Source organism: Leptospira langatensis (genome assembly GCF_004770615.1).
In the GTDB taxonomy this organism is placed as follows: Bacteria; Spirochaetota; Leptospiria; order Leptospirales; family Leptospiraceae; genus Leptospira_B; species Leptospira_B langatensis.
Map to the genome: position 1 here is coordinate 64,359 of NZ_RQER01000001.1, position 14,688 is coordinate 79,046.

13 protein-coding genes are annotated in these 14,688 nt (G+C 45.4%); 6 read left to right on the forward strand and 7 right to left on the reverse strand.

Annotation, left to right across the window (positions count from 1 at the left end; all coding sequences use genetic code 11):
* Positions 1–50: 50 nt before the first annotated feature.
* The 3 genes from sucD to EHO57_RS00265 all read right to left on the reverse strand — a co-directional run bounded on the left by sucD (position 51) and on the right by EHO57_RS00265 (position 2,806).
* Entirely contained in the window at positions 51–935 is an 885-nt protein-coding gene (gene sucD, locus EHO57_RS00255) for a succinate--CoA ligase subunit alpha (protein ID WP_135646786.1), read from the reverse strand.
* Between the two features lie 26 nt (positions 936–961).
* Entirely contained in the window at positions 962–2,134 is a 1,173-nt protein-coding gene (gene sucC / locus EHO57_RS00260; protein ID WP_135646787.1) for an ADP-forming succinate--CoA ligase subunit beta, read from the reverse strand.
* A 225-nt stretch (positions 2,135–2,359) separates the two neighbouring features.
* Positions 2,360–2,806: a DoxX family protein gene (locus tag EHO57_RS00265; protein ID WP_135646788.1), complete on the reverse strand. Its 447-nt coding sequence runs from the start codon at positions 2,804–2,806 to the stop codon at positions 2,360–2,362.
* Positions 2,807–3,216: 410 nt separating this feature from the next.
* Here EHO57_RS00265 and EHO57_RS00270 point away from each other — a divergent pair, with 410 nt between their 5' ends.
* Positions 3,217–4,356: a DUF819 family protein gene (locus EHO57_RS00270; protein ID WP_135646789.1), complete on the forward strand. Its 1,140-nt coding sequence runs from the start codon at positions 3,217–3,219 to the stop codon at positions 4,354–4,356.
* 143 nt (positions 4,357–4,499) lie between these two features.
* On the opposite strand, the gene ruvA is transcribed toward EHO57_RS00270, so the two are convergent.
* The 3 genes from ruvA to EHO57_RS00285 all read right to left on the reverse strand — a co-directional run bounded on the left by ruvA (position 4,500) and on the right by EHO57_RS00285 (position 7,341).
* Positions 4,500–5,138 (reverse strand): Holliday junction branch migration protein RuvA, encoded by a 639-nt coding sequence (gene ruvA, locus EHO57_RS00275; protein ID WP_135646790.1) that lies wholly within the window; start codon positions 5,136–5,138, stop codon positions 4,500–4,502.
* Positions 5,139–5,149: 11 nt separating this feature from the next.
* Entirely contained in the window at positions 5,150–6,154 is a 1,005-nt protein-coding gene (locus tag EHO57_RS00280) for a hypothetical protein (protein ID WP_135646791.1), read from the reverse strand.
* Positions 6,155–6,234: 80 nt separating this feature from the next.
* Positions 6,235–7,341 (reverse strand): MBL fold metallo-hydrolase, encoded by a 1,107-nt coding sequence (locus tag EHO57_RS00285; RefSeq protein WP_210410061.1) that lies wholly within the window; start codon positions 7,339–7,341, stop codon positions 6,235–6,237.
* A 185-nt stretch (positions 7,342–7,526) separates the two neighbouring features.
* Here EHO57_RS00285 and EHO57_RS00290 point away from each other — a divergent pair, with 185 nt between their 5' ends.
* From EHO57_RS00290 to EHO57_RS00300, 3 genes are all read left to right on the forward strand, one after another.
* Positions 7,527–8,468 (forward strand): fatty acid desaturase family protein, encoded by a 942-nt coding sequence (locus EHO57_RS00290; RefSeq protein ID WP_135646793.1) that lies wholly within the window; start codon positions 7,527–7,529, stop codon positions 8,466–8,468.
* A gap of 11 nt (positions 8,469–8,479) precedes the next feature.
* Positions 8,480–11,605: an efflux RND transporter permease subunit gene (locus EHO57_RS00295; RefSeq protein WP_135646794.1), complete on the forward strand. Its 3,126-nt coding sequence runs from the start codon at positions 8,480–8,482 to the stop codon at positions 11,603–11,605.
* 237 nt (positions 11,606–11,842) lie between these two features.
* Complete coding sequence (locus EHO57_RS00300) at positions 11,843–12,595, forward strand: hypothetical protein (protein ID WP_135646795.1); 753 nt, start codon at positions 11,843–11,845, stop codon at positions 12,593–12,595.
* 15 nt (positions 12,596–12,610) lie between these two features.
* Here EHO57_RS00300 and EHO57_RS00305 read toward each other — a convergent pair whose 3' ends face one another.
* A complete protein-coding gene (locus EHO57_RS00305) occupies positions 12,611–13,090 on the reverse strand; it encodes a hypothetical protein (RefSeq protein ID WP_135646796.1) in 480 nt (159 codons plus the stop codon).
* A gap of 298 nt (positions 13,091–13,388) precedes the next feature.
* Between EHO57_RS00305 and pyrB the strand changes: the two genes are divergently transcribed.
* On the forward strand, positions 13,389–14,315 hold the full coding sequence (pyrB, locus tag EHO57_RS00310) for an aspartate carbamoyltransferase (RefSeq protein ID WP_135646797.1): 927 nt from the start codon (positions 13,389–13,391) through the stop codon (positions 14,313–14,315).
* A 9-nt stretch (positions 14,316–14,324) separates the two neighbouring features.
* Complete coding sequence (locus EHO57_RS00315; protein WP_135646798.1) at positions 14,325–14,687, forward strand: DUF2203 domain-containing protein; 363 nt, start codon at positions 14,325–14,327, stop codon at positions 14,685–14,687.
* Position 14,688 lies beyond the last annotated feature (1 nt).

Consider the following 14,688-nt stretch of genomic DNA (forward strand, 5'->3'; position numbering starts at 1 on the left):
CCTTTTTCCTGTTTCATACCGAACCTCCTTAAGGATCTAAACCCTGGTTATTAACCCACGGCCTTTTTCATTTTCTCGCCAACTTCGGCGATGGATTGGCAAACTGAGATTCCAGCGTCTTGCATCGCTTTCATCTTAGACGAAGCAGTTCCCATTCCTCCGCTGATGATAGCTCCTGCGTGCCCCATTCTTTTGCCTGGAGGTGCAGTCTGTCCTGCGATGAATCCGACTACCGGTTTCTTCACATTCGCTTTGATATATGCTGCTGCTTCCTCTTCGGAAGTACCGCCGATCTCTCCGATCATCACGATCCCTTTGGTTTCCGGGTCTTCGTTCAGAAGTTTGACCGCTTCTGTGTGATTCATTCCAGGAACAGGGTCTCCTCCGATCCCGATCACGGTGGATTGTCCTAAGCCGTGTTGGCTTAACTGAGCAACCGATTCGTAAGTTAAGGTTCCGGAACGAGAAACGATACCGATACTTCCAGCTTGGTGGATAAAGCCAGGCATGATCCCCATTTTCACGTTATACTTAGGAGAAATGATCCCTGGACAGTTCGGCCCGATCAGTCTAGTTTTAGAATTTCTTAAAGCGCTATACACTTTAAGCATATCATGTGTTGGAATTCCTTCGGTGATACAAACCACAAGAGGGATCTCGTTGAAGATACCTTCTAGGATCGCATCCGCTGCGAATGGAGGCGGAACGAAAATGATAGATGCGTTCGCACCTTCTTTTACGATCGCGTCTTTTAAGCTATTGAATACTGGAACTGCCTTACCTACTAAGTCCGCTTTCTGTCCTCCTTTTCCTGGAGTGACTCCGCCGACCACATTGGTCCCGTATTCGATCATCTGCTGGGCATGGAAAGAACCTTCTTTACCAGTAATACCCTGAACTACGACTCTCGTATTGCTATCTACTAATACTGCCATGTTATATTAAGTTAACCTTATGTTTTTTATTTAATGGCTTCTGCCACTTTCTTGGCTGCGGTGCGAAGATCATCTTCTCCGATGATGTTCAGTCCGGATTCGTTCAGGATGCGTTTTCCTTCTTCTGCGTTGGTGCCTTTCAAGCGAACCACTAACGGAACATGGATGTTTACAGCCTTAGCAGCTTCGATGATCCCCAGAGCGACTCGGTCACAACGAACGATCCCTCCGAAGATATTGATGAAGATCCCTTTTACGTTTGGATCTCCCAGAATAAGTTTGAATCCGTTGGTAACAGTGGTTACGTTTGCTCCACCGCCTACATCCAAGAAGTTTGCAGGCTCGGCTCCGGCCAATTTTACGATATCCATGGTCGCCATTGCGAGTCCGGCACCGTTTACCATACAGCCGATATTTCCATCTAACTTAACGTAGTTGATATTGTATTCGCTGGCTTGGACTTCGAGAGGATCTTCTTCAGAGATATCTCTGAAAGCAGCGTTCTCTGGATGACGATAGAGAGCGTTCTCGTCCAGATCCATCTTGCAGTCACCTGCAATGATCTCGTTCTCTTTGGTAAGGATAAGAGGGTTGATCTCCAATAAGGATGCATCTTCTTTAATATACGCGCTGTAGATGGCGGAAAGAAGTGCCTTGAAGGATTTATGGGATTCCACAGGAAGTCCCAGATCGAAAGCTAACTGAGAGGATTGGTTCGGTTGCAGTCCGATTCCTGGATCGATCGCGATCTTTAGGATCTTTTCAGGATGGGTTTCTGCAACTTCTTCGATCTCCATACCGCCTTCGGTAGAAGCCATGATGATGGTTTTGCGGATCGCGCGGTCGAGAAGGATACTGATATAGTATTCCTTTGCGATATTGATCCCTTGCTCTAAATATACTTTTAAGACTTTCTTTCCTTCGGCTCCGGTTTGAGGAGTGATGAGTTGCATGCCGAGGATCTTGTCGATAGCCGCAATTGCGTCGTCTTTGGTTTTGGTAACCTTAACTCCACCACCTTTTCCACGTCCACCTGCGTGGATCTGGGCTTTTACTACGACTACGGAGCCGCCGGTTTTGGAAATGACTTCCTCATAGGCTTTGTTTCCGTCTTCTTTCTTATCAATTACTACGCCGAAAGGAACTTTGGCGTTATGGCGTCTCAGGATTTCCTTTGCCTGGTACTCGTGAATTTTCATGAATCAACCTTGTTTTTTTGGGTGTGAGGTCTTATTGGGAATGCTTTTTCTAAGGATTTTACCTGGAAGAATCCTGTCCATCCCCTTTCCGTAAGGAAGTGCAAACTCTGCATAGAAATGGGAAATGGATGTTCTCTGGTCGGCTTTGTTTAGGAGAAGGAGATCCTACAAAAACAAAAAGGCTCCTGAAGGAGCCTTTTCTGAAACCGATTTCGGTTAATGGGATTAGAGATAAGATCCCAGAAGAAGGTCTAGAGAATACGCTCCTCCTCCGGTGATTGCCAGAGCAATCGCAAGGCCAATGGCTAGGATATGGAATTCGAATCCTTCTCCTTTTTGCGCTCCTTGCCAGTTGATGAAGAATCCATGCGGTTTGTGGGCGATCAGGGCCGCGCCTAACATGATGATCCCGATGGACACTGCGGAGAAGCGGGTGATAAACCCAAGGACCAGGGCGACCGAACCAAGAGATTCGCCAATGATCACCAAAAAGGCAATAATTCCCGGTAAACCTGCGGTTTGAGTAAAATATCCGTAAGTTCCTTTGAAGCCGTAACCGCCGAACCAGCCGAGTAGCTTTTGGGCTCCATGAGGGAAGATCACGAGTCCCAGGGTAAGTCTTAAAACCAGGGGAACGATATCGTTACTGGTTGCGAGGAGTGTTTCTAACATAAGATTCTTCCTTATTCCTATTAATTTAGAGATTAATAGTTTATTCTTAAAGTATATTACTTTGAATATGAACTATTTCTTACAAGCTTTTTTCCCGACCGATGGTTTAGTGGGGAAAATTTTTGCGGGCCCCGCCCTCATTGGGTGGGGGCCGGTGCGGTGGTACCCGCGCGCCCAGCGAAGCCCTCGTATCACAAAATTCCTTTTCTTTCCAGCAGTTTTTACGCGCAAATCCTGTAGGAACTCCTACAAAACCTCATTCTAGCAAATTGATCACTGATCTAAACGGCTCGTTCGATTCTTACTTAAATTCGCTATAGCGGAATAAAATCTGTAATTATGGAGTGCACAAATTGACCGTTTCGGATCTTATATCCTAAGCAATCAACTTCCTGGGGAAATATTTTGAGATGTCCGATCCGATTTCTATTCTGATAAGCCTTGCTTTTGTCGCCTTCCTTTTCGGATTTCCGGCGATCGCAGAGAGACTGGCAAAGCGTTTCCATTGGATTGGGATCCTGGGGCCGGTGGTGCTTTGTTACGCGACGGGAATTCTTCTGGGCAATCTTCTTCCTGAGGCCTTGTTCCCAAGGAAGATCCTGGAGACGATCTCTGAGGTCTCGGTCCCAATAGCGATCCCTCTGCTACTTGCATCTTCCGACTTTTTGAAGGGGCTGAGGGAAGCGAAGCCGGCATTATTTTCCTTCTTCTTATCCTGTCTCGCCGTGAGTATCTCTTCGATTGTCGTTGGATTTGCTTTGAGCTCCTTGCATCCGGAATCTCCTAAGATCCAAGGAATGCTTGCCGGATTGTATACGGGAGGAACCCCGAACTTAAATGCAATCGGCTTGGCTTTAGACACGAATCGTTCCACGATTGCGCTTGTAAATACTGCGGACGTAGTGACCGGGGGAATTTATCTTCTCTTCTTACTCAGTTTTGCCAAAAGCGTATATTCTATTTTCTTAAAGCGAGAAGAAGAGGTCCTTTCTTCTCAAATGGAAAATCCCTTAGGACCTACCTCTTCCGGAAATACTATTATCAAGGCCTCACTTGGAATTTTATTGGCGGTGATCGGATTTGCGCTTTCTTTGGGTCTTTCCTTGGCGCTAACGGGTGCGTTATCCGCTCCCTTTATTCTTTTGGGAATTAGCACTTGGGGTATCGGGATCTCCTTTTCTAAAAAGGTGAGAAGCCTGAATACCTATCCCATCGGATATTATTTTATCTTAATATTTTCAATCGCGATCGGGTTTTTGGCGGATTTGAAGACATTGGTTGCGGAAGCTCCGAATGTTTTTCTGATCCTGGCTGCGACCCTAAGCGGTTCCATATTGCTGCATCTGTTGTTTGGGATCATTTTTAAGATCCCAGTAGATACCTGGATCATTACTTCGGTTTCGAGCCTGTACGGTCCGGCCTTTGTTCCTTCGGTTGCCGCTGCCATTGGGAACCGCGGGGTCTTGGTCCTGGGGATTTTGACCGGACTTATCGGCTATGCACTTGGGAATTATTTGGGCCTGGCGGTCTACTGGGTTCTTGCGAGATAAAAGTAATCCAGTGAAAGTAAGAGGCTGTATTGATCCTCGCCCAAAACCTAAAGAATTTCCTATTCGACGTCAAATGAAATCTTTATGCTTTGCTTATATACACCGGGGAAGTGATTTCGCGAATCGTATGAGCAAGAAACAACTTACAGATTTTTTAATATTTCTCGGATGAGTTCGCCGGTATCGGTGAAAGATTGTTTTTTCAGTATCTTCTCCACTTCCTTGAGAGCGGATTTATCATCGAAGCCGAGCTGTACCAAAGCTTGGACCGCAGTTTCCTTGAACCTGTCTTCGGGAGAAGGAAGGCGTTCTGCCGCAATATCGGGAGGAGTGGGGTCGCCCGGAGAGGCTTCTAAAAAAAGTTCGAGTTTCTTTAAATTCTGTTTCACTTCAAAAAAGATCTTTTCGGAAGTTTTGGCACGGACCTTGGGTATCTTTTCCAGATCTTTTGGTTCTCCGGAAGAGGCGATCTTATGCAATTCCCATGGACTGAAGAAGGAGAGTACTTTGAGAGCGGTCATTTCTCCGATCCCATGCAATCCTTTCATTACCTTGAAGAATTCCTTATCTCTTTCCTGTAAGAATCCGAAAAGTTTTTGTCCTCTTTCCGTAATGGAATGATGGATATGAAGTCGGATCTCCTTAGCACCTGAGCTCATAAGCTCCTTCAATTCCCAGTAAGTCTTAAAGGAAATCGTGATCTCGTAGGTCACCCCGTGCACATCTAAATGCACGGAGCCAACGTCGAGTTTTCGTATTGCACCTTGGAGTCCTGAAATCATATTATGAAAACTTAAAAGTTAATCCCTGCTGAAACGATGGTTTCTACGAAGCCGAAGTTCTGGGAGGCCTTGTTTCCGGATCTTCCGTTTGTAAGAATATTCGGTAGATCTATGTATCCGCCTTTGGCTCCAAATTCCATAAAGAAGGATTTGAATAAGTCTAATCTGAGCGCGGAATAGCCGGAGACTCCGTATCCGGAGAGATGGAAGTGGTTGTTTTTTCCTTCTCCGAATAAACGAACGTCGCTTCTACAAACCACCGGGCCTCCGCCTATGGAACCGACCAAACTGAGAGCATTTTCTCCGTTTGGCGAAACCCATAGGGACGCAACATATCCTATATCTAAGAAGAAATAATTCAATCCGTCCGTATGTTCGAATTTCAAGAAGTCCGGAGTGATATTGATACTCTCTCCGTTGTGAAGTCCGGCAAACTGATCCAAGTGATTCGGGAATAGTAGGATGTACGGAGCAGACTCGAAGGAGGTAGCGAGCCTAGCTCTGTCGATCGCATACGGGCTGATATATCCGCTGATATTTGCAGCCTGTCCCTTGGACATCACGTATTTCATATGATCCTGCCCGAAGGAAATGAAAAGGTTATCCGTAAGATAGCGGGTGAATTTGAAATTGTACTGAGGAATTTCCAGAAGCGTCGGATTTGCATAAACGCTCGGATCAAATTTCTCCGGACGATCCCTAGCGACCACGTCCTTTAATGTAAAATGGTACCCAGGACCTCTAAAGTTGATATCACTCTGAGTGTAAGAGTCTCTGTTATAACCCCATTGGAAGGACCAACGACCCTTTCTTTGGTCGACCCTTCTTTCCGCTTCTGCCTTCTTTTTTAAGGCCTCATTCTTTTGTTCTTCCGTTGGCACGGAGGTGAGGGGGATTGCTGGCTCTTCCCCGCCGACTGCGAAAATAGGAAAAGAGATCGCAGATAATAGGATTAGTAAAACATAATAAACTAATTTAGAGATTTTATTTTTTAAAATTTCTTTGTTTAAACGCATTTGGGGAGGCCTCCACAGCAGCCTGGTTCTATACCAGAATCCATAAATTGACTGGGGAGGCTATTTTTTTTCGGAGAAGGTTATAAATCGATCCCGCTTCCGATGGTCCAAGGAAGGATACGGACCCCGTCCTTCATTCCCCAGGAAATCCCGGTATAGAGAGGATAGATCCCTTTGATGTCCGGAGCTTCCGGAAAGGTTAGTCTTTGTTTCAGGTCGAGCAAGGGCTCTTGGGGGAGATCGTCTCCCAAGGGAAAGGTTCCCCAGTGGATGGGAGCAAAGGATTTGGCGTTGAGATCCTTACTTGCGAGTAAGGCTTCTTCCGGTCCGATATGCGCGTATTTCATGAACCATCTGGGTTTGTATGCTCCTATCGGAAGAAGCGCCAGATCGACAGGCTTTCCTAGTCTTGCGGAAATATTTTTAAAATGAGAAGAATAGCCTGTATCTCCCGCGAAATACACCACCTTGTTTTGGGTCTCGAGAGCGTAGCTTCCCCAGAAATATTGATTCGTATCGGAGATCCCCATTCTGCTCCAGTGGTGAGCAGGAAGGAAGGTGATCTTGACAGAGTCCTTGCTCGTGGTCTGCCCTAGTTCTTGCGAAATAGAAGAGCCTAATTCTTCGCTTTCGGAGAAGGACTTCATTCCGGAAGGCAATAAGATCTGCAGTTTCGGGTTCTTACTTCTAAGAAAACGTAGTGTCTCTCGATCCAAATGATCCCTATGAGCATGGCTGATCACTACGAAGTCTACTTGAGGAAGGGATTCTTTCGGTATGGGGAGTTTGACTAGACGATTGACTAAGATGGGAGCCTCAAAGATCGGATCCGTGAGTACATTCACTGTCTTTCCATTCTCAGTGGAAGAGATCCATACGGTAGCGTGTCCGAACCAGACGACCCGGATCTTTCCTTCCGGAGCGATCAAGTCTTTGGAGGTTCTTTCTAGGACGAGTGGGACTTCTTCCGTTAAGCCTTCTGTTGCAGGCGGATCCTTTGGTCCTATAAGTTTCCATTTGAGTATATCGATCGGCGACTTGCCTTGTAACTCTTCGTCCGGATCTAGATTATGATATCTTCCTTCTTTATAGCTGGGGGATTTGATCCGATCCGGGTCCAAGGGAAAACAAAAAGTCGAAAAGAATGCGGTTAAGAAAAGGATCGATGCTTTAAAGAATAAACTCATATTGATGTTTTGGACCTTGGACCCGATCCTAGGAGTCGTTTTTTTTCAGAAAAGAAGAATTCGTAGAATCGTTTTCGGAAATTTGTAAGAGCTCGTACGAAATTTTTTTCCAAACCGACCGACGTTTCCCTGTTCTTCTACAACAGGTAGTTGCAGAAAATCACGCTAGATCTCGTTGTATACCTATGGAAGCCTCTCTTCCCGTTCGAGACTTGCCGTTTGCTTTGAATCGCAGATTGTCGGTTCTGGTCCTTCTTGTATTCGTGGGATTTCATTATCTTCTTCCCATTGCAATGCCTAGTTTAGGTGGGAATGTTTGGATCGTTTGGTTGTTTGCCGCTTTCTTGGGACCTCTTTCTTATACGTTCTGGAATCTGATCCATGAAAGCATTCATGGTAATTTTTCAAACGAAAGGGATTCGAACCATTTTTGGGGAAGATTACTCTGTATCGTGTTCGGTGCCCCTTATGCCGTCTTGAAAGCGAGTCATTTGATGCATCATAAATTCAATCGAGAGCGGGGAGATCGGATAGAATTTTATGATCCTTCTTCTTGGAAGCCAAGATCGCTGCAGAGTGTGAGTTATTATTTTAGGATCACGGTGGCGACCTATCTGTTCGAAGTGGGAGCAGGGTTTTTACTTTCGCTTCCGACTTCGTGGACAAGGCAGATCGCTTCTAAGATCTCAGAGTATCCGATCGAAGAGGGTTTCTTTAAATGGATCTATAGACCGGAGGTCATTTCCGAATTAAGAAGGGATATAGTTTGGGTGCTTTTATTCTATCTTCCTTCTTTTTATTTGTTTGGAGAGAACTGGCCGGTGCTCGTGTTCGTCTTATTCTTGAGGTCCTTCTTTATATCATTCTTTGATAATGCATATCATTATGGAAAGGAGATAGACGACAAAAATTCGGCGTATAACCTGACTCTTCCTCATTGGATGAGTGCGTTCTTTCTTCATTTCAATTATCATAGGATCCATCATCGATTCCCTGGGTGCTCATGGGATCGATTGCCGAAGCAGATGTTAGCTTCCAAGGAAACCTGGGATAAGAGTTTTATAAGGCAGGCTTGGAGTCAGTGGAACGGGCTCTTGGAGCCTATCGATGGGAAAAATACTAAATAAAAAGAAAAACTATGAGAACAATCATACAATCGTTTATTCATAACAGGCTCTTCCTCTATTTGGGAATGGTCTTTATCACTTTAGCAGGACTCGTGTCCTTGATGGGATTGAGAAGAGACGCCTTCCCGAATGTGGACATGAAGCAACTCGTGATCAACACGAAATTCCCGGGAGCTTCTCCGGCGGACGTGGAGTTACGGGTAACGTATCCGCTCGAGGAGAAGATCAAGGAGATAGATGGGATCGACGAGATCCGTTCCTTCTCCCGAAATTCCGTCTCCGATATAGATGTTCGGGTCAGCTTGGACGAAAAAGATCCAGAGAAGGTGTTAAACGAGATCCGCAGGGCGGTAGACAATGCAATCTCCGAATTTCCTCTGCAAGTGACCGAGAAACCTAAGATCACTGAAAGGAAATCGGGTTCTTTTCCGATCATGGATTTTTCCGTGTATGGCGGAAAGGATGAGATAGAACTACATACGGTTGCCGAGTTTATAGAACTGGAATTGGAGAAGATCCCAGGTGTAGCCAGGGTGGATGTATTCGGAAAACGTGATAGAGAATGGCATATTCTCGTGAATGCAAACCGTCTCAAGCATTACCAGTTGGATCTTTCCGATATAACGAGAGCCATTCGTGCTCGAAATATCAATTTGCCTGCAGGTTCCGTAGATTCCGAGGAAGCATTCGATCTGCGTATCGACGGAGAATTCAAACATCCATACGAGATAGGTAGGATCCCAGTACGCACGAACGATATTTTTTCCACGGTTCGTGTGAGTGATATCTCTCATGTGGAAGATACTTTCGAGTATCCTAGATTTCTTGCAATTGCAAACGGTAAACAGGGCCTGATCCTTTCCGTGATCAAGAAGGAAAGAGCGGATGCGATCGATGTTGCGAATATGGTCCAGACTCGTATGAAGGATCTGGAAAAAACATATCCGGAAGGGATTAAGACATTCAAACTGAACGACGAGGCGGCTCGGACCAAGAATCGTCTGAACGTAGTTTCGTCTAACGCACTTATCGGTTTCTTGATCGTGTTCGGGATCCTTTTCTTATTCCTGGACTTCAGGACTGCAACCTTGACTTCTATGTCTCTGCCGCTTTCCATGCTCATGACCTTTGCTGTCATTCCCCTATTCGATGTCTCCTTCAATATGATCTCCATGATGGGGTTGATCATCTCTCTTGGTATGCTTGTGGATAACTCCATTGTGATCTCGGAGAATATCTATACTTATATGGGGCAGAGGATGGACAGTGCCGCCGCTGCCTTGAAAGGAACGACCGAGATGGTGATCCCGATCTTCGGATCTTACCTGACTACGGTTGCTGCATTCCTTCCTATGCTTTTCATGTCCGGGATCATGGGGAAATTCATCTGGCAGATCCCGCTTGTAGTGATTATCGCTTTGACTGCGAGCTTGCTCGAGTCCTTCTTATTCTTGCCTGCAAGGATCGCTGCATTCGCTAAGAATCCGGAAGAATTGAAGAAGTCCTCTAAGTTCAGAAAAAGATTGGATGACTTCTTTCAACGGATGGAAGATAAGTTCTCGCATTTTGTGGCGTTTACCATACGCAATCGATATAAGTCGTTTGCATTTATCCTTCTTCTTGTGATCGGATCCTGCGGGGCTATGTCCCAGATGGATTTCATTCTATTCCCGAAAGAAGACATCGAGATCTTCTTGATCAAAGCGGAATTCCCTCCTTCTTCTCGTATCTTTCAAACGAGAGAGAAGATGAAGTATATGGAGGATATCCTGAAGAAGATCCCGAAAGACGAGTTGGTTAGTTATTCGACTAAGATCGGAGTGCAACAAACTGATCCGGACGATCCTCTTTCCAGATTCGGTGAGAATCTGTCCGTGATCATGGTGTATCTGACCCCTGAGTCCAAACGGAAACGCAAAGCGTCTCAGATCCTTGCCTCCATAGAGGATGATATACGTAAGACTCCCGGTCTCTCGGACGTTTACTTGGAAGAAATGGCTATGGCGCCTCCGATCGGAGCCCCGATCACCGTCGGTATATTAGGAAAAGATTATGATGTCCTGAAGAAGGTTTCCGTGGATCTACAAAACTTCCTGAAAGGCATCAAAGGTGTGCATTCCATTAGGGACGATTATCGGAACGGTCGTAAACAAATGTACATCCAGCTTGACGAGGGCTTGGAGGGATTTACAGGGGTTTCTACCTTCTCCGCGGCTAATCTATTGAGAACAGCCTATGATGGAGAGAGAGCAGGGAATGTTCGCCAGGGGAAGACCAAGATCTACCTGAGAGTTATGTATGATAAGAGCTTCCGAAAGAATCCGGAAGAAGTAAAGAATGTGCCTCTTAGGAATAAGGCAGGCAATATTACGAATCTTGCAAAGATCTCCAAGATGGATATAAAGGATTCTCCGGAACTTCTTTCTCATAGGGATTTCGAAAGAGCGATTACTGTGAATGCGGACATTCGTTCCGAATCCGGGACCACGGCTCATGAGGCCAACCAAAAGGTGGCAAATGAGTTTAAGCCTCTGATCGAAAGACAATATCCGGGAGTTTCCATCGTATTCGGAGGGGAGGAAAAGGATACGCAAAGATCCATGGCCTCTTTGGCAAAGGCCGGAATTCTAGCGTTAGCCGGGATCTTTATTATCTTGGCACTTACCCTACAGAATTTCTGGAGACCTTTCCTGATCTTAAGTACGATCCCACTCGGGATCGTGGGAATCGTACTCGGATTCCCGCTTTCCGGAAAGGCAATCAGCTTCCTGGCAATGATCGGTATCATAGGACTTGCGGGAGTTTTGGTGAATGCATCCATTGTTCTTGTGGATTGTATCGATTCCATAAGTAAGGGCTCCAAAGAACCATTGGATGAGATCCTATTGGAAGCAAGCCGAAGAAGATTCCGTCCGATCCTTCTCACTACTCTAACGACCGTTGCAGGACTATTGCCTACAGCGTACAGTATTGGAGGTTCCGACCCTGTGCTCATCCCAATGACATTGGCACTTGGCTGGGGGCTTGGATTTGGAACTCTGGGAAGTTTGCTCTATGTTCCGGTAACCCTTTCCGTTTTTGCAGATCTTCGTTCTAAATTGGGAATTAAGGCAACGAAGAAGGCCGTTCACCACTGAATGTAGGAACTATTTTACTGAGGGCGGCCCCCGCCCTCATCGGGTGGTGGAGGTGGGTGCCCTAGTGGGAGGGGCCGAATTCCCTCTATCACAAAATCCGAGTTCCCGCAAGCCTAAAACGACCTTGTGGGAACTGTTTTTGATCTCATTGCTTGATAATTAACATTCAATCTTCCCGAACTCAAATAGTGAGATCTAGATTGACTCTACTTTGATTTGCCTCTACAAAGAGATGCTTTGCGCACTGTGCTTTACAGAACGGTCTTCCTTCTTCCATTTCTTTTCGCCATTTACTGTGATTCCCGGCCCAGAAATATAAACACCATATTGAAGGATGCTTCCATTCCCAATTATGATATGGGAGTAGAAGGAAGGATCTTACACTTACAATTCTCCGATTTCGAAGAAGATACTTTCTCCGATCAAGGTTTGAGAGGAAATCTTTCTCTCGTTACTAATACTTCTTCTTCCTATTCTCTCTTGGGCGGATCCAAAGTAAGCTCTGATCAAAACCTATTTCAATCGAAGATGACTTTCTCTAATCCAACTCATTCCTTGCTTTTTCCCAAAGGAAAATATTCAGGGATCTTAGAGATCGATTATAAAAGATCAAAACTATTTGGAGCGATGGTCCACGGTGGGGTCAGGATCTTCTTCGGTAGAAAAGAGAATTCAGAAGTGCAAGCAAGCGACTCTTGTGTTGGAGTTCCTTCTTCTTCGGATGAAACGTTCCAATCGGACTACCTCTGTCCAAGTTTGGATTCGGATCATCCTATTTCTCTAGAGCTGAGCTTGGTAAAAAATACAAGAATCCGTTGGGGAATCAGCGGTCTATGGTGGACCGGTTTGGCGGGAATTTCCGTTTGGTCTTTGGCTTCATCTCCTTTAGGACTTATAGTAGTAGGTGCTGCAAGAGGAGGGATCTTCCTAGTTCCTATCTTTAAGTATCAGGAATTGAGCTTAAAGCAGGTTATTCCCAAGCAACTTTAATAAAAAATAATATTCTTATGCAAGACCATTTTCTTCTAAGATCGCTTCCAGTTCTGCGATCGCTTCGAAATCTTTTGGGCGACCACTTGCTTTCTTTAATTCGATCAATTTTTTAAGTCCAATACATTTGCAACGTTGCCCAAAGATCTCTAACTCGATCATATCATTTTTCAGGCTTTCGTAATTACCGCCAGGAACTTCTGCTAAAAGATCAATGTCTCCCAATTCGGTTTTCAAAGTAAAATTGAGACCCGAAGAAAGGGTGCGCTCGTCGAAATGAAAAGGCAGCCCAGGAGGCGCTCCTCGAAGATAGGGATTCAGTGAGGAGAACATCTTTAAGATCTTGCGTTGATTTTCTTCCGTCCTGGAATAGATAAGATCTATATCGGTGGTTAAACGAGAAGACCCGAAGGCAGTCGCCGCCAAGCCTCCGATCAAAATGTAGTCAATCCGAGCAGCCTCTAATAACTCTAATATTTTTTCGAACTTGGTCATTCTAAGAGGAAAGCGATCGTTTGCCGGCTCGCTTCATTTCTTCGGCAACTCTTTGGAGCTCCTCTACTCTGCGAATTCTTTCCGTAGGAGTTAATCGTAGGCTTTCTCGAATTAGACTTCGATCGAGATCTTTTTTATATAGATCTATGATCTCTTGGATAGAATCTTTTGGCTCCATACTGCAGACCTTCTCCCATAAAATACTAAGGATCGGGCATTCGAAAAGCCTTTTTTAAACTCGCGACTGCCTTTCGAATTCTCTTGCCTCTAGTTCCTACCGGATCAATCTGACCAGAAAATGGCGTACGAGCATAAAAATATTCTAGATACGGACCAATTCTCCAAAGCGGATCTGGACTTCCTTGTAGAAAGGACCAGAGAGATGGAACGCTTGGTCGAACAGAACAAGGCATTCGGTATTTTGGAAGGTAAACTCCTAGCCTCTCTCTTCTTCGAGGCTTCTACTCGCACGAGACTTTCCTTTGAGGCCGCCATGGAAAGACTGGGGGGAAGGGTGATCTCCACAGTAGGTTTCCAATTCTCTTCCATCTCCAAGGGCGAGACCTTGTATGATACCATGAAGATGATCGAGGCTTACGCCGATATTGCGGTCATCCGTCATCCTGTAGAAGGTTCCTCCCGGATCGCTGCAGGTGCAGTCAAGATCCCTGTGATCAATGCGGGAGATGGAGCAGGGCAACATCCGACCCAAGCTCTTTTAGATCTATATACGATCATCTCCGAAAAAGGAAAATTGGATGGGCTTACTCTTGCATTCATCGGGGACCTAAAATATGGTCGGACCATCCATAGTTTGATCAATCTTCTTCGACATTATAAAGTACATCTTTATCTGATCTCTCCACCGGAACTTTCCTTACCGGAGTCTTATAAGAAGGGGCTCTCCGGTTTTCCGATCACATTCGAAGAGTCGGATGATATTAAGAAAGTCTGGGACTGCGATATCGCATACGTGACCCGGATCCAAGAGGAAAGATTTCCCGATCATAAGGAATATGAGAGATTGAAAGAATCCTTTAAACTGAATAAGGAACTGATCCTTGCCTCCAAGAAGGAAACCACCGTACTTCATCCTCTTCCTAGAGTGAATGAACTCTCTACGGATGTGGATGATCTTCCGAATGCAGCCTATTTCCGTCAGGCGAAATACGGAGTAGTAAGCCGAATGACACTTCTTTGTCTTTCTCTTGGAGTGAAATTCTAAACGATAACAATGGAACGTAAGATCTGGACATATGAAGAAGCTCGCAAGATCCTGCCCTATGTCAGATCCATCACCGAAGATTTTTATGATGAGGTGGGGAAGCTCCATAAGGAATTAAAAGAAGGCCTATACCAAGAGAACGAACTCGAAGCCAGAGAGGCCAAGGTAGAAGAGCTTCTTACGGATTGGTCTTCCAAGGTCCGGGAATTGGGGATCGAGGTCAAAGGACTTTGGCTCGTGGACTTCGATAACGGCAAGGGTTACTATTGCTGGCATTTAGGAGAAGAGGATCTTCTCTTCGAGCACGGTTACGACGAGGGCTTTTCCGGTAGGAAACCGATCCGGGACATAGACGACGAGGATTACAAATAAT